The organism is Sphingobacterium sp. UGAL515B_05 (assembly GCF_033097525.1).
Taxonomy (GTDB): Bacteria; Bacteroidota; Bacteroidia; order Sphingobacteriales; family Sphingobacteriaceae; genus Sphingobacterium.
On sequence record NZ_CP109907.1, the window covers coordinates 6,321,397 to 6,338,356 of the forward strand.

Consider the following 16,960-nt stretch of genomic DNA (forward strand, 5'->3'; position numbering starts at 1 on the left):
CTAAATACGGGTAATTACCCTTTCTTTACCAAACCACGTTCAACACACAAATCCAAACGATCCTGAGGAAAATGAGACACATCATCACCTTCAACCCATTTCTGGCTGAAATTATCTTTATCGGCAAATGGAGCGATGACAGTGTATTTTTTCTTTACTGGTTTGGTTTCGCCTTTTCCCTTAAAAGCTGCAGCATCCTTCTGCGCACGTTCGTCAGCTTTGGCTTTAGCATCTTCTGGAATCTCTACCTCATCGCCAACTTTAATACCTCGTTTTTCAAGGTCAGGGTTGTGTTTTAGATCCGATTCCGTGACGATATGTTTAACCAACTTCGGCCCACCTTGTGGATCAGTTGAAGAAGCACCGGATTGTACCCCTGCTTTATTTTCTTGATCTGCCATTATGCTTGTACAGTTTTAGTGTCCAATTGGAAAATCTCGTTTACGTTGTTAATGACAGGAACGTTGCGCGCCTGGATATCAGTAAACTCTCCGAAAGGTTTGTGTGTAACGTATTTCGAAAGTAAAGCTCCGTGTTCACCTTGGCGGTACTCAACTGCTTTAGATTGGTGATCTGCTTCAACAGGCTTTTTCCATACCAACTGCCCTACAACTAAGTCTGGGTGTAAAATAGCTTTACCTTCGTCCCAGGCTTTCACTGTTTTCTTCACTCCATCTTTTTCAAACTTAATTGAGCGATTTACAACGATCAACTTCACTCCCAACTCTTCTTCCAAAAATGAAGGGAAGTTTTTATTTGATGGTGATGGCTTAGTGTCACTAAAATTTCCATTAGCCACAGCGTACAAATCCTTAACCTCATTGCATCGGCGAGCGATATCTAAAGAAGTCTTATCAATGGTAATGTAACTAATTGTGATTCCTAATGCGTCAGCTTTGTCAATCTCCCTCTGTAAATCCGCTACAGGGGTCATTGTAGCTAAATTTGCATTCGACCAAACAACCGGCACGCCAGCTTGGTTGATGTATCCGTAATTCACACGTACACCAGTACCTGCATTATCATTATCTGTCAACGCAATACCGCTTGAAAAACCACGGAGGAATAAATACTCCTTTTGTTCTTCCACCCCGACAATACAACGTTTAGTGTCATCAAAAATCTCCGTGACAATATCCTTGATATCCGCATTCTTAGCAAGCATTGTATCAACTTGGTCGAGTTGATTCTCGTTCATTTTCAACTCCATACCAAGCTTCGGAATATCTCCGGAAACAGATCCCATTGATGGACGTAATTTCAATGGTAATGGGGAATCCATTGCTACAACATCAGCAGCAACGTTTTGGTTATCTGCCAACAATGATGTCCATTTCCCATCGACGGAAGGTTTTGGCGTCAACATCTGTTTGTACAGATACTTTGGCGCATTTTTCTCACCATTGATGGTTTTGTAAACAGAAGCAATAAACCCTGTAAAGTACTTCTGAATGTATTTAATAAATTGTGTTTGCTCTGCCATTATGCCAAATCTGATCTAAATTTAACCTCGTTGTTTAATGCCGTAAGAAACGCTGCTTTGATTGTAGCTACCGGGAATGGCGAAGCCACTTCGTTTACATATCCTTCGATCATAACACCAGCGAACGGACGTTTTTTAAGGATCGTAGCGACTAAAACACCTGCATACTCATGGTCTGCCGGTAAAGCAGAATAAGCCGTTGCGCCAGCATTCAAAGGCATCGGTTTATAATTACCTGTAGCTGTTTCTTTAATTAAGATGTGACCAGCATTAATCACATCAGGAGCGAATCCAGTAACGTCTAATGTTTTACCTCCAGGAATACAATATTGATTATGAATAATAACAATGCTGTCCTTCGAGGTATCTACGTTAATCTGTTCGTCCACTAAGTTTGCTTGAACTGCCATTTGTTTTAAATTTTAATGTCTCCAAATAGCTTGTCTACCTCAGCCTGTGAAGCTTCAGCGACTTTGCCATCTTTACCTACACTTGAAAATGGACTATCTTTCCCCAATTTACTTTCAGCTTGCGTTTGCGTATGGTTAGCAAAGTCGGTTTCAACATCAGTTAGATAAGTAGTGAAGTCCTCATCAGTAGCAAAGCTCATACGACTGAAATCGCGTAATACTTTTGCGCTATAATCCTTATCAGCATTAGCCAACTTGCCCAAGATGAGCGATTGGCGATCTGTAACAATCTTTTCGCTTTTCAACGCTTGAACAGTTTCTGTCAACGTTTTATTACCATCAATAATAGCCTTGGCCCATGAAGGCACTTCTTCGCTTGCCGCAGGAGCTGGAACAGGTGTTGGTTCAGGTGGCGTAGGTTGTGGTGCTGGAGTTGGTGTTTTTAATTTATCCAATTCCGCTTGTACGCTCCTTGCACGATCATCATCCTTAGCCAAATCTGTAAATGGCAAGTATTCATTGATCGCTCCCATCTTTGCTTCCAATTCCTCTTCTGTTGTAACTTTACCTTCAAATCGTTTTGCCAACTCATCTACACGAGCTGATGAAAGTTGAGCGCCCCCAAACTTAGTTTGAAGTAATGCTCTAATTGCTTTTTTGATATCCATTTGTCTTTGTTTTTACCAGTGTCTACCCATATCGAATGGCCTTTCTAAATAGTTAGAACCCGATATAGACAAATATCGCTTACGGAAGTGGTGAAGGGAAATAGTCGTAGTTGTCTTTGGGTAGTTTGACAACATGGAGTTTGGTAGGTGCGGGAAGTGCTCGGATATGAAAACATAACACAACATATCATAAATGTTTGGTTTGTTTAAAAAGTTTGTTATATTTGGGGAATGGTTTCGCGCTTTTGGTTCGACGTTCTTTGAATGTATTTTTTATCTTTGGTTTTAAAGCAAAATCGATTATGAAAAAGTATTTTATATTAAGCTGTATTATAACTGGATTTCTTTACTCCTGCAACGAAAAACCGATAGAGAAAAAGCCGTTTTTGGTGGAGAAGATTCAGAATTTTAATGCAATTTATCCAAATTGGGATAATAATGATTTGGTTCGTGATAGCATCAGTAAAATATTCATTGATAGTGTTAATAGCTGGTTTGTAAATGATAAGGTTTTAGAAGGGATTCCAGTACAAATTTATGAAGTTGGAAAGGCAGATGAAAAAGGGGAAACAATTAAGTATGGGCTGGGTAGGCTTGGAGCAATTTACGAAAGCGGGACATTAAATATGTCGTTATCATTGATGATAACTGATTCAATGGCTAATGTAATTAATAATGATAGACAATATTATATAAAGGGTAAAATATTAAAAAATCTATATGCTCCCGAAGGACTATCTCGTGGGGAATACGATTTAGGTAAATATCGAGTTAAAGTAGATTCGCTATTTGTAAAAAACAAATAAATTTTGATTTTTAAAATATGTTTTGCATTTTTGAAATGCGAATCAAGATGTGGAGCAAGTCCACTGAATTTAATTTATTAACAATAAAGCATAGGCATACCGGTGTAAGTCCGGAAATCAACGTTTCACGTCTTGGTTCGCGGTGACCTATGCGCTTATTTAATATTTCCAAATTATGCGAACCAAGGAAATCAAAACCCATCAGCTACCATCCAACATAGTAGCTTTCATGACTGCACCATCTGTGCCAGTTGATCAAATCCAAGAAATTCAAACTATTTACAATGTCTCCCTACGGATCGCCGTTGACATCTACGAAAGTGTGGGCGAACGTTACACCGACGAAATCTGGGTAGCTGCAGTATGTGGTATTGCTTCACCCGCTTACCTTCAGGAAATGAAAGGAGGTTTGTCATGTTAAATTCAGAAACCATGCCAACCACCCCTGCAATCCTCACATCAGAGGAATTATCCCAACTGAAAGACCTTCTTTTCACTATCCAATGGTTCAATGAGGAAATGGCGTCGGATCCGGCTAATGAGGTGATATCGGCCTTACTGGAATCTACCAATCACGGCAACAGTAATCAAATCGGTGAAGCAGTTCAGCTGCTGTATAAACTTGCGTTGAACTCGGCTTTTGTATCTAAATTGCATAGCAAGTTGAAGTAGAAAAAGTCCCCATACATTATGCAAACTGCCTTTACAGGTGGTAATAGGGAGATATTAAATAAACATTTTAAACAAAGTTTATACAACGTTTGAATTGTTTATAAAATGTTTAATATATTTGAATTGTTAAGGAATTAAATTATGAATATACACGAAAGAAATTCGGCAGATATGCCAAGCATATTCTCTTATAATGGGAATGCTGTTACGTTTAAAACGAATGATGGCGTAACTTATATAAATGCAAATGAAATGGCCAAACCTTTTCCAAACAAGGAGCCTAAACACTGGTTTGAAAACCCAAGCACTCATGAATACATATACGCTTTGGCTAAACACAAAGGAATAGAAGCGAAGTGCCAAAAACCGACTTCGTTAAATACCAGCGAGTTAGCAAAAATATACCCGACATTACTAATTGTTGTGAAAGGAGGTATTCCTGGGCAAGTCAAACAAGGGACATGGATGCATGAGGATGTAGCCTTAGAATACGCTCAATGGTTATCTATTGATTTTAAATTATGGTGTAACGATAGGATAAAGGAATTACTTTTAAATGGAGTATCCATCGCTCAAGGATCTATCGATCTACATTCTGAAATTGCACATCTTGAAAGCGAGTTAGAGTATGACAGACAACAGATAGACCGTAAAACCGTCAAATTAGAGACTATAAAAGAACTATTAAATAAAACCCACGCGAATACCGGCTACCAACTGGAAGTGCCAAAAACTATTGATACTCCTCCGATACAGCAACAAAAACTTACTTGGCAAGAATCATTCATTATCACCTACGAGCAGTATATATATGACAACATTGTAAATAATATCGACGAGTGGCTTAATCAAGGGACAATCCCGGTTGCCGAATTCAATAGCAAATATAGACCAAAGGGGCTGGGTGTCAAAATGTACATTAGAGCTATAAAACGATATTGTATACACTGCAATATTAGGTTCATCCCTCATAAAGTTGTATATCTTACTCAAACTGGCTCTGTCCGTTGTAGGATCTTCGAGAAGTAAAACAGTAATGGCCCCAAATATTGGGGCTATTATTCCACCAATTCGCCGTTTGATTTTTTGAATTTATAAACTGAGGTATCATCTGTTAATGTAACAACGATATTATCAGGCTCATCAGTAATTACGATATTATCCTTATTAATATCACCATTTCTTTTTATGCTTTTTTCCCAAAAGGGCACAAAGTTACCAGATGCGCTTGTTAATGGATGGCAAGATACTTTAAACCCACCAAGCTCATTTTTAATAAGTATCATCCTGTTTTCTTCAAAATAAAAGATAGCCAATGCGCTCCGTTCTAACAATACCGAGGTATCACCAGATTCTAGCACCTTTTCTCCGTTGGCTCTCACAAACATATTCACCTTACCGTTACTTAAAAACCAAACTGTCTTATTTGTAAATGTTAGAGATAATAGATAAGCATTATTATCGTCCGTAACTTTAGACTCAATTACATTAATGGAAGTATTATGAGGATACACAACCCCGTAAGATAATAGCTTGGAGCCACCTACTGTTTTGAAAGCAATAATAGCAGCGTCACCTTGCTTAATTTGATTATCAGGAGCAAAATCAATAGACCCAACTTTACCTTTCAGGTCAATAGAAAGTTTCTTGTAACCCTTAGCGGCAACTTTACCAATGTCATCGATATAAGCTATAACCAAATCTGTTTCATTGCTACCTACAACAACCTTGTATTTTTTGTCCTTCGTAATACCCTCATTAATGATAGTGTAATCCCTAAGTTCTGGGAGTACCCATTTAAATTTATCACGAATAACATCTGATTTTGTTTCTTGTTCCGTTTTGGGCTCCGGACTAGGAGAATCACTCTTACTACAGCCGGTAACAGCCAAGGAAGCAGCTAATATAAATGGAAAAAATCTTTTCATAATATGTGTATGTTAACACAAACTTAAGGAAAAGATTGGAGAAAGAAAAAAGCCCTCTGGTGGAGGGCTTGTAAAAAGTAGTTAGGCCGACTTTTTTAAATCATCTCTTTCTTTCTTCAATTCTATTATCTTTCGGTTTGCACTCTGTGAAAGTGTTTCTTTCTCAGTAAACATCTGCCCAAAAATGTCAATTAAATCTAACATTGAATAAAGCTGTTGTATCTCAGATTCGATTAAGAATATTTTAAATTCGTTTTCTGAAAGTTGTGCTTTAGCTAATGCAATGGTAGCACCTTCGTTTTTTGTCAATTGCCAGAACAATGGCTCGGCATTGAAATTAATGTTCAATTTTTCCATCTGTGTATGTTTTAATAAATTATTTAGTCAAACATACTAAGAAAATTATCATGCTAAAAATTTTTAGCAAACTGATTTACTGTAATTTTTCAACAAATAATGTTGAAAAAAGTTATTTTTAAAATCTTTTGATTTTATAATATTTATAACTACAAATCACTGAATTCGTAAGAAAACAAATCCCCCAGACATCACACGATGCTGGGGGATTTGTATAGCCAACTAATATTCCCCTAAATCACAATTCTACAGATAAAGTTTTTGATTTTGCAAAATTTATCTTATGTATTTTTGTACTAATAAATAATCAAATATTAAAACGAGATACAATGATCAAAACTATCGATTTGCCACCAATATTGATAAAAGTTGGTCGAGAGGAGCATCTACGAGATTTAGTAAATAACGGAAAAATACTATTTGGCTCATCTAGATTTTATAGAGGTCAAGATAAACCTGATTATAAAACTACCTTAGAAAGAGTTATATATAATCAAATAGATGAAAACCTTTCTACTTTTGATCCTTTGGAATCAGCTTCTTCCATCGAATATACAAATGAAGGACCGATTGTAAATTTCAGCGAAAGCCATTCACATATCCTTAGTCTTTATGGATTTGCGCCGAAAGTCGATTTCAATTTTAAAATATCGGATAAAATGAGAGAATTTGGGTATAAGTTCTTTACCATATTTGATTCAAAATTTTTTTTAGAAAAATTGAATTTAGCCCTTGGAGAAATTAATCTAACCAATGTAGTTTCTCAACCTGAATATGGATATGTAAAATACTATGATTTAAAGCCAGGTGAGAATATATCGAATCTAACTCAATTTCACAAGAAGAAATCTGACTTTGATTATCAAATGGAATATAGAGTAATAGCGAGATTACCGCAAAATGAATCTTTAAATGGTGGTTGTATAGTAAATCTCGGTTGCCCTCTCTTCAAGGATAGTGAATGGGATGATAAGGCCGAGGTTTACCCTATAGAGAAGTTATATAGTATGTTATTAGATATTAGAGGAGAATAAATCGGTTATTCTCAGAGACATTAGGTGATTCGATTTTATGGCCATTCAATGAAATGTAGTTTCCAATTCGTAATCCTTGATCTTTCATATAATTGATTTAATAATACTTCTATTTCATTTTCACAACATCGGTCGTATTTGAAAAAACCGTGAGGTGTTTGGGAGACAACCCCACGGTACAACCAATTATAAACCTAAATTATGAAAAGTGCTTAACAAAGCCTGTCTTTCCAGGCTGTCAGGTGCTAACGTTCGGTATGGATTTACAGTCCAACCATTGTTTTTCCGATTTGTCACTCATTGGCAAACACATCGTCGCCGAGGTGATACCCGTCCGGTCATGTCCGTATCTCTATTACCTGTCCATGAAGTCAACCGTCTCCAGTTCTATGTAACCCAACACGGTTAGCACCATCTCTGCTATCTGTAAGGGTTGTGGAGAATAACGGATTCGAACCGTTGACCCCCTGCGTGCAAGGCAGGTGCTCTAGCCAGGCTGAGCTAATTCCCCCGTTTTTTTTCAAAAAAGCCAATTCCGTAAAACTGGCTTTTCTATTTTCTCTTTTTTCTATTCACCTATAACATTCTGATTGTAGGCGGTCCGTTGGCATTCGGTGTGATATCTGATTGATGTCCAGATAGTGTTTCGTCTTCTGATAATACAGTTACCATTTTGCCGTATTGAGGTTCAACAGAAGGTGTTACACCGTCAAGGATAGCCACCATTTGCGGACTATCTGAACCTTTCTTTAACTCAATGGGCTTATTCTTATCGAATGAAGCGTACACAGCGCCAACCATTAAAAAAGAGAACATTCCGACTAATGCAATTGCAATAAATCTCTTCATTTCTTGAATGGTTTTAATAAAACAATGAACTATTGTGCTGTCTTTCCAGCTGTCTTAATTTTTAACCTTTCGGCACCCCAACCGACTACGTGTCGTTTGCTTCTCGCTATTGGGATTTATTTCTTGTTAGAGTTTTTATAACGACCCTAGTCTCTTACCACTGTGTGACCGTTGCCCCAATCACTTGAACAAATATAATACAATTTTTAAACAAAACAAACATTTATTAAACATTTTAAACATTTTATTTTCAATCATAATTATTCACTTGGTTATGAAAAATGGAATTATAGTTTTATATTGGGTTCATTAAACCAAATTAACCAACATGGAAGAAAAGGATAAAAAAAGAAATCTAAATTCACAAGGCAACGCTAGAATGTTATCAGAAGCAGAACGCCTTTCGATTCATGATCACGATCACATAACTCCATTGGAATACTATCGGATGGTAACAAAAGATGGAAAAATTCGAGTGATAAAAACTCATAGAAATGAAGGGGAATCAATTTTTGACTCAAGCTCTGAAACCAAAATTAATATTGAAGAAGAAATATTAAACTTAAAACGCCAACTTTTAAGCGAAAGAGACAAATTACATGCGGAGCAAGGTGATAAAAAAGAATTGCTAAGAGTGTATAAGGAATTAGAAAGTAAACAAAAGAGCTCTCACATCATAAGTAGAATTCATAGCGAAGCTGTGTCGAAATACTTGAGTTCTAAAGAATTTAGATCACAATTTGAGCACGGTAAAGAAACATTTGCTGTAGTTGTTTCTATCGATATTAGACGATCAACAGAGTTAATGCTAAAGGCAAAAAATCCTACCGAATATTCTGATTTTATAACTGGTTTGAGTGATAAGTTATCAAAAGCTATAATAAACAATTTCGGTATTTTCGATAAATTTACAGGTGATGGGATTTTAGCATTCTTTCCAAAATTCTATAGTGGAGAAGAAGCCGTATTAAGAGCATTAATAGCGGCAGAAGAATGTCATGCAATATTTGACGACCATTATAAAAGTAGTCGTGATAAGTTTACTGTTTTTATTAAAGACGTAGGATTAGGTGTGGGTATTGATTGCGGAACAGTTAGTATAGCGAATACATCATCTGAACTTACTGTAGTGGGAAGACCTGTTGTTTATGCTTGTAGGTTTTCAGGCGCTAAGGCTGGCGACACTTTACTAAATTTAGAACCTTATGAGCAATTAATTAATATGGATCATCCTATGATAAAGGATATTGAAGAAAGTGAAATTCATATAAAAAATGAAGGTGTAGCATTAGCTTTTAAAGTGAGAATTGATAGTAATAAATATGAGTATAAAACAGCTTACCCTTGGGATGTGTTTAAAGATGATAAAACACCAACTCAACAACCTGAAGATATCCATAGAGAAATGAAAGATAAAAAAGGCGCCTAACCAGCGCCTTTCAGCTTCACAACTGTCCCTTCTTCCCCTGCTCCTCCCTCCGCCTTAATCTTCGCCATCTCATCCTGGACGTTAGTTACCAGCCCAGATATACCCATGGCAGTCTCTATTGATATCAGTCCCCCGCTATTAGCTTTAATCGCCAAATCAACATCGGCATCCAAATCGTCTAGCTTGAACCGTGGTACTTCAACCGTAACGGCCAGTTCCTGCAAAGCCCCGGTAAGTCCAGTGTCCATACTTGCGAGTAAAGCCTTCTCCAAGTTGACACTACGCTGCAAAAGCTCGCCATATCCCCCATCAATCTCATTGCTAGCAGCCAAATGGGCATCAATAAACACCCGATCGAATGCAACACCCGAAAGATCACCCAAAGCCTTCATTTCTTCAAAACTGATATTTGGAGTTTGGGTAAGCGAGTATATGAAGTTAACCAACGTGTCGATTTCCAATTCAACAGCAGCAACAGACTGATCCCAAGTCACGTACTTAGCATCGGCATTATCACCAGTCAGTAAGACAGCCTTACCATTCTCTCCTTTTTCCTGTGCTTCGGCTCCTGCTGCTCCCTTGAATACTAAAGTTGGCGATGCGTGATAGTCATTGGTATCAGCAAAGTTAGATATAACCGTTTCCAATCTTTCGATCAATGGCTGCACGTTGGCCCATATCGGTGTATCTTTCGAGTAATAGATAATTGGAAGCTTTTTGTATGGCAAATCAATCGTGTCAACGAGTGTCCATCCACCTTCACCTCCTCCACCGGATCCGCCCTGCTCAAACTTCAATACCCGGTCAGCACTGTAAATGTCAAAACATTTCACTGTCTTGTCGCCACCACTGGTTTCTCCGGCCAATTCTTCCAATGACTTACGACGATCGTATTGTAAACCGAAGTATGTTAGATCACCAGTAGCATCGAATACCGGTAAAAGTGTGTAACCCTTGCTTGGAGACAGTATCTGCATCTTAAAGTCAATAGAAACCTTGCTCAGACCTCCCCAGTGGCTTGCGTCCTCAGTAACCTTAGAATACCATAATTTAGCAACCTGCAATTCCTTGTTTAAAAGCTTAGCAATCTCGGATTCCTTGTAACCTACTTTATTATTTTCCCTCAACCGTTGCAATAGATTAAACGCCCGCTCCTGGTCGTTGCCGTCCGGTTCCGCATATAATCGAGCCTTACCCAAATTCATAAAAGCCACCCTACGAGTGACAATGATCTCCTGCAAAGCCAAAGGAAGACGAGCAGGATCGACATACGTTGAAGTTAGCGTTGGTGTTTTCCCATCCGCCTGCATGACTGGTTTACCGTCGGCTCCGATCACCTTCTTCTTAACCTCTTTCCGCTTCCTAAGCTGCTCATCATAGATATTATGCTCCTTGATGTCGGTTTCCTTCTTCACCTCATAAGCAGGAGCTGACTCCTTGCCTAGTTCTTCAATTATCTTTGGATCAATGGCATCTGATGCCGCCTTAATTTCTTTTGCCATAACTTTATCTTTACTGTACACCGCGGTACTTAGCCAAACATTCCTATTATTGAGTCGTCAATATTGCTTTCCTTATTCACTCCGAAATTCTCCACAACGCCTGTCAAACAATCAGGCGCATCATCGTGAGCGTTATTACCTTTCTTGCTATACGTTGTTACATGCTTATAGAATTGGGGCCACAACTTATCCCAACCAACAGGCATGTGTATAATCATATTCACTTTTGCAGAATTGGTGAAGATCCTTGAATGCTTATTCTCCCCTTGATGGAACCATTCTACCGCACAATTGAAGGCTTTCAGGGTGACCAAATGCGACTCTACATTTCGAGCAAAACCACGCCCGCCATTATTTGATTCAATCAAAGCATATTCCACCTGATGCATTGCTAATTGCCTTGCAGTGTCTGGTTCCGTTATTTCCATTGGATCCTGAGTATAGATCACGTCAAGAACAAAGCATCCTAAATCGGTTTCCAAATACGCTATGCTACATAAATAATCTTTACCTGTGTCCGCGGTATCGACGTATGCCTTGCGATATGCTTTGATATAAGGCGGAATATTCAGATACTCTTTGAATTCCCTATACATCAACCCTTCTTTAGGCTGCGGATTCTGCATATACTGCCTACCAAAGTTGATTGGGTTGATATCGTTCATTTTCAAAAGTTCGTCCAAAGTATGCTTGAACTCCCACAAAGCTCGGCCATCCTTCAAATCCTGTCCATCCTCAACGATAATACAAGGAAGTGATAATACAGTCCATTCACCTGGATAATTAGCCAGCACGTGACCGCATAAATCTTCCTCATGCAAACGCTGCATAATGATGATTATAGGCGTATTACGCGAGTTTACGCGGTTGATAATTGTTGAGTCAAAACGATTATTCACACGGCCGCGAACAACATCGCTATCCGCATCATCAGGCTTAATCGGGTCATCAATGATCAATGCACCGCCGAAGGTGGTTACGCCAGTGTCGGCAGTAAGTTCGTCTAAGGCGGACTGGAATTCCTCCTCGTCTGCATCGCCTGCTTCTCCTGGTTCAATATCAACCTGCCCAGCACCAAAACCTGTAACCTGACCACCAGCTGCACGAGCATAAACGCCACCACCTTGGGTCGTATACCATTTATTTTTAGCCGTCGCGCCTTGTTTTAGTTGCACATCAGGAAATAGCGCCTGATAGTCTGGACTAGTTACCAAGTCTTTTACGGCTTCGGAATTATCCAAAGCAAGATCGTCCGAGTAGCTCAAGTGAATGAATTTTGAAGCAGGATTGATCGCAAGACCAGCGGAGATAAGGTTCTTAACTGCTAACTCCGTTTTTCCATATCTAGGGGCTATATTAATAATCAACCGCTTAAGACGGCCCATAAGGACATCATCAAGCGCAGCGGCTATTTTAGTATGATGCTCACCAACAACAAAACTCCTTCCATATTGCTTTTGGAAGAAGTACTTCGTGTAGTTCATTATGGATGACTTACACCAAAGGGCTATGATATCGCGTTTTGTGAATCCTGCTGTTGGTGTCATTTTTCAATTTCCCACATGCTATGTTGTTTGATATAATCCAAGTGGTAACCTTTTTTCAATTGATGTAATATGTAATGCATTTGATTCAAATTGAGCTTTTGAAAGTGCTCAAAATCTTCATAAGTCACAGGATGAGCTATACGCCTGAATGCATATGATAGATCCTCTTTAGCAATTCTATCGGCTCTTTCTTCTCTAGTATCTTTTAGGCTTTCAATGAAGTCCCGAAACAAACTTTTGAATTGACTTAATAATGTGCTCATGTTAACCCTCCTCTACGTTAAAATTGCCAACTGAAAGCTGTTTCAATAATCGTTGTGCTTCCTCAGGCGATACTTTTTCGTTTAGTGACTCACCTTTTGTAGTATGGTCTATCTCGGTTTTATCTCTCCATTTTTTAGGCTGACGATTTTTTAACCAAAATATAGCACTTGTTGGATCGGGTGGATAAATTTTTCTTACTGGTACGCGTTCAACAGCAGAACCCTCACCTTGACCTAATGACACAACTTTTATTTCTTCATCATCATGCTCAAAACCCATAGCCCTTTGGTACAATCTGTTTGCGACATTTGCGTCAGCATCCATTTTACCCCTTTTTATGGACTCGCAAAACTCCTTATGATCTTTCTTCCATCTATTAACTGTAGCAACATCTACCTTAAAAAAGTCTGCTAATTCGTCGTCAGTAGCTCCAAGAAGACAAAGTTTATATGCTTCATCATTGAACCTCTTGTCAAACTTTGTTGGACGACCACCTTTCCCTTTATTCTCACTCATCTCCCCTAACCTCCTCTAAAATTTCGTTTACTGTATCTTTTGCCCAAACTGTTTTGGTGTAGTAAAACCTACATTGCTCAAGCTTCTTTGCAATAGCTTGTTTACTTACGCCGAGAATATCGGCAATAGTCAAAGCAACGCCTTTTCGGATCATTGTATCAGCATGAATAGATTCAGGTGAACAAAGCAAAAGAACTGCTGTTGTAGCTATCAGTCTGACTCTCCAAACTTCCTCGCTCCTCAAATAGGATAGATTAACCACACGTTCTACCAATTCAGGTGTACACGGAATCGACTGTAGTTTATCTGTTACCTCTTGGTAAACATCTGGGTGATGTGACGAAAGGTATTTGGCAATGTTATCTCCGGCGCGGTTACTCATGCTGCGAACTCCTTTCCGGGATTGATGATAGCTTTGAAATGCACTTGGAACTCCCACAACTCCCTAACTACTTTCACCGAAATTCCATTGGCTTCCCAAATAGAATGAAGATCGGATTGAACTTTACTTACTGTACCTGTCAGTGTTTTCACCTCAAATCCGTATGTCTGACCATTCCAAATAAAAAGTAGATCAGGAACACCAGCAATAACACCTGAAGCTTTGAATTGCATTCCCTCTCTTGCAGAACGATTGCCGCCATTAGGAACATGGAAAAGCAAACGACGTGTATGTGGATATGTATTCCATGCCCACTGAAACATTTCAGTTTGAATCTGAATTTCGGATTTATCCAAAGGTTGGGTGATACTCGTTGATATTCTACTCATAACTTTTTTCTTTAGAAAAATAGGAGCCTTCACCCTTGACTGATCCGGCCCCCATTAACATACACAAAGTAAAAATACAACATAACATTAGATAACACAAATGATATGTTAAAATAAATTAGGAAGGGAGGGAAAACAGTGGAAATTTGGTTTTTCTTACAAAACGCAAAGGGCGTCTTACAAAACGAAAAGAGTGAAAAACGCGGAATGGAAGCTGTGAGAGGGGTTTTCCTATCGTCTTACAAAATACACCCCTATTTTTGAATCTTTACTATAGAATATCATTTACATATACATCTTGTTTTTATGCAAACGTTTGCGTGTTATAACATATATATAGCAATTTTTAATAATTGTTTTTTTTAATAAAAAAAGGGTATTATTTTGTAAGACACGTAAAAAGATAGGTTTGGAGCGAATTGAGAGGGTTTTTTCTTACAAAACGTTTTGTAATATACCTGTAAGAACCTGTAATATGGCGTAATATTTTGTAAGAAATGGCTATTTTAACTTTTTTTTGGTGGTGTCGCGGGAATTTCGTAACTGATATGGCAGGGGTTAAATTAGAATCCTTTTCTTCTCAGGACTGAGGTAATAAAATTTACCTGGTAAAGGTTAGGATAGCCCGAATAATGAAAGGAAAGATTGGTGTCCGATTAAGTCATCTGCATCGCCGGATCTGACAATACCCAATGTTAGATGAGGCTGATAATGTGGATATGTGTTAGTATGCTCGAAGGTTTCTCGGAGATGCTTGTTGAACTCAATTATTGCAGGGGCTGTAATGGAAAGGTATACTACATCATTTTCATTGCTGAAAACACCTAACTCTTCGGGTATTATGGATAATTCCCCGCCAACGGAGAAATTGGCTACAACATCCTGTAATTTATTAAAATCAAGTTCGTAATGATGAAGCCCATAAAGTACGGTTATATGGGGGCGAGATTTATATCTTATTGCATCCGGCAACAAGTGACGCACTCCTTCCATCCACTGTTCTTTATCAAAATCAAGATAGTAAATTACAGCTCCTAAATTTCCACTGTGTTTATCCATACCCAAATATAAAAGAAAAGCGACCAATGGTCGCTCATCATATTACAAATCCCCTTTTGCCTTATTTAACTTTATATCTTTATCAATGGATTCGAATTGTTTTGCATCTTTAGAATAAATAAAAATACTTCCATCTTTTCCTGGTTCAGCTGATAACATCATAGTAACCTTTTTTCCATCCCACATAAAACTATTATCAGAACTTAGTTTTTTGGCATCACCGTAAGCATATTCTAATACTTCCTTTACCGTTTCAAAATTTTTACTATTAAATTTTACATAAATATACCCAACTAAATCTAAAACAGAACTTATATCAATACTTTTAATTGGAACTGATCCTATAAACATTGATTTCACTTTTGCTGAATAATATTCTGTCCCCGACTCAGATTTCCCAATAAATGTAAATTTATCTATATTCTTAACTGATTCCCCTAATTTGATTTCCTTAAATCCATACTTGAGATCGAGATCATTTATTGATCCTTGTTGTCCATAGGTTGTTATAGCTACAAAAAAAGCTATGGCTAATAAAAATACTTTCATAATAAAATGGTTTAACTATTTAAAAATAACAAAAAATGCCCAATAATTTATTGGGCATTAATTTTTCAGACATTAATCCTAATCGCAAACTCAATAAATATCAGCCTGCGCAGTTCTTCCAAAGATCACGGGGCCCTTGGCAGGCATACAACCTTTCTGTGGTACGCCATGTGTAACGATCCGTCAAGGTGGATCAGTTTAATTCCGTATTGTTGCTGTAAAGTGTGTATGTTCATTTTTAGATCTGGAAAAGCCCTGTGCTTTCGTGAATAAAAATTAATCAGGGAAGTATATTCCCAGAAGTAGTCCAAGCAGGATGCATAGTGAGAATATTATTGCACATATTGCAAATAATGCTTTCTCTGACTGCATAAATTCGTTCCACTTGTCGCCCATTACCTGTACCCGGAAAACCAACCGTCGCCAAATACCGCGAATTCTACGCATCAGATATTCCATTCTTGTAGCTGGCTTAAACTTATTCTTTTGCCAAGCCTGTTGGAGTCGCGAAAGGCGATCGGCAACTTCGTCACGATCAGTACGATCATCAGTTGCATCCCACAATGGCGGCTGGATCTGATCCAACCTGCCAAAATTGTTTCCCTCCGGTTTCATGCCGTAACCTTTAGCCAAGTTTCAAAATCAGGCTTTTCTAAGCAGCTTGCGGACAATTCCACTCTGCAGCATGGGCACTCGTTATGAGCTTCGGCTGGGTCTTCCCAACTGCCATGGGAGTCGGTAACATACACCAGTTGGTCATCACTAACCACCGATTCACAAAACGGACAGATTGTTGTGTGGTTATCCATTTGGTAGTCTGAGTGCATTTGGATCGCTTCATCCAAGCCAATGTCACCGACAATTTCCTTAGCGGATTTATGGATTTCGATTAAAAATTCTTTACTTTGCATCACGTTTAAATTCTTTGTTAGAGACTTTTTACTAGCGGTTAGTTAGGATTGCCCTCCTTCTAACCGCGCTTTTTTTGCAGTACATCAAGGCGACTGCGCTCGCCTTTTGTCAAACTTGGGTACCGTTGTTCCCTTTTGACTCTACAAACATATTAAACATTTTAAACAATTCAAACATTTTAAACAAATTGTTTGTAATTCACTG

At 38.2% G+C, this 16,960-nt stretch carries 24 protein-coding genes and 1 tRNA gene; 7 read left to right on the top strand and 18 right to left on the bottom strand.

What is annotated here, in order from left to right:
- Positions 1–14: 14 nt before the first annotated feature.
- Genes OK025_RS26480 through OK025_RS26495 form a run of 4 tightly spaced genes read right to left on the bottom strand, consistent with a single transcriptional unit; the run spans position 15 to position 2,561 of the window.
- Positions 15–401, bottom strand: a complete 387-nt coding sequence (locus OK025_RS26480) for a hypothetical protein (RefSeq protein WP_317667739.1) — start codon at positions 399–401, stop codon at positions 15–17.
- The gene (locus OK025_RS26485; RefSeq protein ID WP_317667740.1) at positions 401–1,483 is read right to left on the bottom strand and encodes a hypothetical protein; all 1,083 of its coding nucleotides are present in this window, start codon (positions 1,481–1,483) and stop codon (positions 401–403) included. Before OK025_RS26485 ends, OK025_RS26480 begins: the two co-directional genes overlap by 1 nt.
- Complete coding sequence (locus OK025_RS26490) at positions 1,483–1,893, bottom strand: hypothetical protein (protein ID WP_317667741.1); 411 nt, start codon at positions 1,891–1,893, stop codon at positions 1,483–1,485. The genes OK025_RS26485 and OK025_RS26490 overlap by 1 nt, the downstream gene beginning before the upstream one ends.
- Before the next feature lie 5 nt (positions 1,894–1,898).
- Positions 1,899–2,561 carry a hypothetical protein gene (locus OK025_RS26495; protein WP_317667742.1) on the bottom strand — a complete coding sequence of 221 codons (663 nt, stop codon included), beginning with the start codon at positions 2,559–2,561 and terminating at the stop codon, positions 1,899–1,901.
- Between the two features lie 302 nt (positions 2,562–2,863).
- Between OK025_RS26495 and OK025_RS26500 the strand changes: the two genes are divergently transcribed.
- The 4 genes from OK025_RS26500 to OK025_RS26515 all read left to right on the top strand — a co-directional run bounded on the left by OK025_RS26500 (position 2,864) and on the right by OK025_RS26515 (position 5,068).
- Positions 2,864–3,367, top strand: coding sequence for a hypothetical protein (locus tag OK025_RS26500; protein ID WP_317667743.1), 504 nt, complete (start codon positions 2,864–2,866; stop codon positions 3,365–3,367).
- Between the two features lie 175 nt (positions 3,368–3,542).
- On the top strand, positions 3,543–3,788 hold the full coding sequence (locus tag OK025_RS26505; RefSeq protein WP_317667744.1) for a hypothetical protein: 246 nt from the start codon (positions 3,543–3,545) through the stop codon (positions 3,786–3,788).
- On the top strand, positions 3,782–4,039 hold the full coding sequence (locus tag OK025_RS26510; protein WP_317667745.1) for a hypothetical protein: 258 nt from the start codon (positions 3,782–3,784) through the stop codon (positions 4,037–4,039). The genes OK025_RS26505 and OK025_RS26510 overlap by 7 nt, the downstream gene beginning before the upstream one ends.
- Positions 4,040–4,180: 141 nt before the next feature.
- Entirely contained in the window at positions 4,181–5,068 is an 888-nt protein-coding gene (locus OK025_RS26515; protein ID WP_317667746.1) for a KilA-N domain-containing protein, read from the top strand.
- A 29-nt stretch (positions 5,069–5,097) separates the two neighbouring features.
- On the opposite strand, the gene OK025_RS26520 is transcribed toward OK025_RS26515, so the two are convergent.
- Both OK025_RS26520 and OK025_RS26525 read right to left on the bottom strand, forming a co-directional pair.
- On the bottom strand, positions 5,098–5,967 hold the full coding sequence (locus OK025_RS26520; protein WP_317667747.1) for a hypothetical protein: 870 nt from the start codon (positions 5,965–5,967) through the stop codon (positions 5,098–5,100).
- An 81-nt stretch (positions 5,968–6,048) separates the two neighbouring features.
- Entirely contained in the window at positions 6,049–6,324 is a 276-nt protein-coding gene (locus tag OK025_RS26525; RefSeq protein ID WP_317667748.1) for a hypothetical protein, read from the bottom strand.
- A gap of 329 nt (positions 6,325–6,653) precedes the next feature.
- Here OK025_RS26525 and OK025_RS26530 point away from each other — a divergent pair, with 329 nt between their 5' ends.
- Positions 6,654–7,358 carry a hypothetical protein gene (locus OK025_RS26530; RefSeq protein WP_317667749.1) on the top strand — a complete coding sequence of 235 codons (705 nt, stop codon included), beginning with the start codon at positions 6,654–6,656 and terminating at the stop codon, positions 7,356–7,358.
- Between the two features lie 436 nt (positions 7,359–7,794).
- On the opposite strand, the gene OK025_RS26535 is transcribed toward OK025_RS26530, so the two are convergent.
- Positions 7,795–7,869 (bottom strand) — tRNA-Ala (locus OK025_RS26535).
- A gap of 65 nt (positions 7,870–7,934) precedes the next feature.
- Complete coding sequence (locus OK025_RS26540) at positions 7,935–8,207, bottom strand: hypothetical protein (protein ID WP_317667750.1); 273 nt, start codon at positions 8,205–8,207, stop codon at positions 7,935–7,937.
- 328 nt (positions 8,208–8,535) lie between these two features.
- Here OK025_RS26540 and OK025_RS26545 point away from each other — a divergent pair, with 328 nt between their 5' ends.
- Entirely contained in the window at positions 8,536–9,636 is a 1,101-nt protein-coding gene (locus OK025_RS26545) for an adenylate/guanylate cyclase domain-containing protein (RefSeq protein WP_317667751.1), read from the top strand.
- On the opposite strand, the gene OK025_RS26550 is transcribed toward OK025_RS26545, so the two are convergent.
- The 8 genes from OK025_RS26550 to OK025_RS26585 all read right to left on the bottom strand — a co-directional run bounded on the left by OK025_RS26550 (position 9,633) and on the right by OK025_RS26585 (position 15,844).
- Complete coding sequence (locus tag OK025_RS26550) at positions 9,633–11,138, bottom strand: phage portal protein (protein ID WP_317667752.1); 1,506 nt, start codon at positions 11,136–11,138, stop codon at positions 9,633–9,635. The genes OK025_RS26545 and OK025_RS26550 overlap by 4 nt on opposite strands.
- A 29-nt stretch (positions 11,139–11,167) precedes the next feature.
- Positions 11,168–12,685, bottom strand: coding sequence for a phage terminase large subunit (gene terL, locus OK025_RS26555; RefSeq protein ID WP_317667753.1), 1,518 nt, complete (start codon positions 12,683–12,685; stop codon positions 11,168–11,170).
- Complete coding sequence (locus tag OK025_RS26560) at positions 12,682–12,948, bottom strand: hypothetical protein (protein WP_317667754.1); 267 nt, start codon at positions 12,946–12,948, stop codon at positions 12,682–12,684. Before OK025_RS26560 ends, terL begins: the two co-directional genes overlap by 4 nt.
- Before the next feature lies 1 nt (position 12,949).
- On the bottom strand, positions 12,950–13,465 hold the full coding sequence (locus OK025_RS26565; protein ID WP_317667755.1) for a hypothetical protein: 516 nt from the start codon (positions 13,463–13,465) through the stop codon (positions 12,950–12,952).
- Entirely contained in the window at positions 13,458–13,847 is a 390-nt protein-coding gene (locus OK025_RS26570) for a hypothetical protein (protein WP_317667756.1), read from the bottom strand. The genes OK025_RS26565 and OK025_RS26570 overlap by 8 nt, the downstream gene beginning before the upstream one ends.
- Positions 13,844–14,236, bottom strand: coding sequence for a VRR-NUC domain-containing protein (locus OK025_RS26575; protein ID WP_317667757.1), 393 nt, complete (start codon positions 14,234–14,236; stop codon positions 13,844–13,846). The genes OK025_RS26570 and OK025_RS26575 overlap by 4 nt, the downstream gene beginning before the upstream one ends.
- A 615-nt stretch (positions 14,237–14,851) precedes the next feature.
- Positions 14,852–15,295 carry a 2'-5' RNA ligase family protein gene (locus OK025_RS26580; RefSeq protein WP_317667758.1) on the bottom strand — a complete coding sequence of 148 codons (444 nt, stop codon included), beginning with the start codon at positions 15,293–15,295 and terminating at the stop codon, positions 14,852–14,854.
- Positions 15,296–15,337: 42 nt separating this feature from the next.
- On the bottom strand, positions 15,338–15,844 hold the full coding sequence (locus OK025_RS26585) for a hypothetical protein (protein WP_317667759.1): 507 nt from the start codon (positions 15,842–15,844) through the stop codon (positions 15,338–15,340).
- Positions 15,845–15,879: 35 nt separating this feature from the next.
- On the opposite strand from OK025_RS26585, the gene OK025_RS26590 reads away from it, so the two are divergent.
- Complete coding sequence (locus OK025_RS26590) at positions 15,880–16,020, top strand: hypothetical protein (RefSeq protein WP_317667760.1); 141 nt, start codon at positions 15,880–15,882, stop codon at positions 16,018–16,020.
- Positions 16,021–16,120: 100 nt separating this feature from the next.
- Here OK025_RS26590 and OK025_RS26595 read toward each other — a convergent pair whose 3' ends face one another.
- Together OK025_RS26595 and OK025_RS26600 are read right to left on the bottom strand one after the other, a co-directional pair.
- On the bottom strand, positions 16,121–16,459 hold the full coding sequence (locus tag OK025_RS26595; protein ID WP_317667761.1) for a hypothetical protein: 339 nt from the start codon (positions 16,457–16,459) through the stop codon (positions 16,121–16,123).
- Positions 16,456–16,755 carry a hypothetical protein gene (locus OK025_RS26600; protein WP_317667762.1) on the bottom strand — a complete coding sequence of 100 codons (300 nt, stop codon included), beginning with the start codon at positions 16,753–16,755 and terminating at the stop codon, positions 16,456–16,458. The genes OK025_RS26595 and OK025_RS26600 overlap by 4 nt, the downstream gene beginning before the upstream one ends.
- Positions 16,756–16,960 lie beyond the last annotated feature (205 nt).